Origin of the sequence: Vibrio sp. Vb0888 (genome assembly GCF_033338835.1) — a bacterium.
Classification (GTDB): Bacteria; Pseudomonadota; Gammaproteobacteria; order Enterobacterales; family Vibrionaceae; genus Vibrio; species Vibrio alginolyticus.
This window is the reverse complement of sequence record NZ_JAWOTL010000211.1, coordinates 1-1,200: the sequence shown is the minus strand read 5'-3', so window position 1 is coordinate 1,200 and position 1,200 is coordinate 1. Positions and strand designations below refer to the sequence as shown.

Sequence of the window (1,200 nt, the reverse complement as noted above, 5' to 3'; positions counted from 1 at the left end):
GGCTTCTTTTTTTGCCTATTCTAAGTATCTCTTTAGAATCAGCTTTTCGTGTTAACTAGCTATTCGCGATGAATTGCGCACGCAGTTTTTCTATTTCATCACGCTTCTCAGCCGCAAGCTCGAATTCCAGATCCTGAGCATGTTGGTACATCGCCGCTTCTAGTCGACTGATTTCCTTCTCCAATTGTTGTGGAGACATCACTTCGTAAGTTTGAGATGGTTCAGCGACTTTAGACAGTGGCACTTGCTTAGTATTGCGTTGACGTTTGGACTTAGTAATGTCGCCCAATTCCATAATATCCTTGATATTACGTTTTAACGCTTGCGGCGTAATGCCCATTTTCTCGTTGTACGCTTGCTGCTTCTCACGACGACGATTGGTTTCATCCATCGCTTTTTTCATCGATTTTGTAATGCTATCCGCATAGAGAATCGCTTTACCCTCAATGTTTCGTGCAGCACGACCTATCGTCTGAATGAGTGAACGTTCTGAACGCAAGAAACCTTCTTTGTCGGCATCCAAAATTGCCACCAGCGAGACTTCCGGCATATCCAAACCTTCTCGAAGCAAGTTGATACCCACTAAGACATCGAACTCACCTAAGCGCAAATCTCGAATGATCTCGACGCGCTCTACCGTGTCGATGTCTGAGTGAAGATAACGAACACGAACATCATGCTCTTGCAGATATTCCGTTAAATCTTCCGCCATTCGTTTGGTCAGAGTCGTAACAAGAACACGTTCCTCTTTGGCGGCACGAATACGAATTTCAGACAATAGATCATCGACCTGAGTCGCGACTGGTCGAACTTCGAGTATTGGATCCAGCAAGCCGGTAGGACGCACGACTTGATCCGCAATTTCACCTGCCGATTTCTCTAGCTCATAATTGCCCGGCGTCGCCGAGACGAAAATAGTTTGCGGAGCAAGAGATTCAAATTCTTCAAATTTTAGAGGACGGTTGTCCAACGCCGATGGTAAGCGGAAACCAAACTCAACCAGAGTTTCTTTACGTGAACGGTCACCTTTATACATCGCACCAATCTGCGGTACAGTCACGTGGGACTCATCGATGATAAGCAAACCATCATGAGGCAAGTAATCGAACAAGGTTGGAGGCGGCTCCCCCTCAGAACGACCACTGAGATAACGTGAGTAGTTTTCGATACCAGAGCAGAAACCGAGCTCATTCATCATCT

Annotated in this window: 1 protein-coding gene; it reads right to left on the bottom strand. The window is 46.1% G+C overall.

What is annotated here, in order from left to right; genetic code table 11:
• Positions 1 to 55: 55 nt before the first annotated feature.
• Positions 56 to 1,200 (bottom strand): helicase-related protein (locus R7P72_RS25085; protein WP_318110971.1); only part of this gene is annotated, 1,145 nt, incomplete at its 5' end.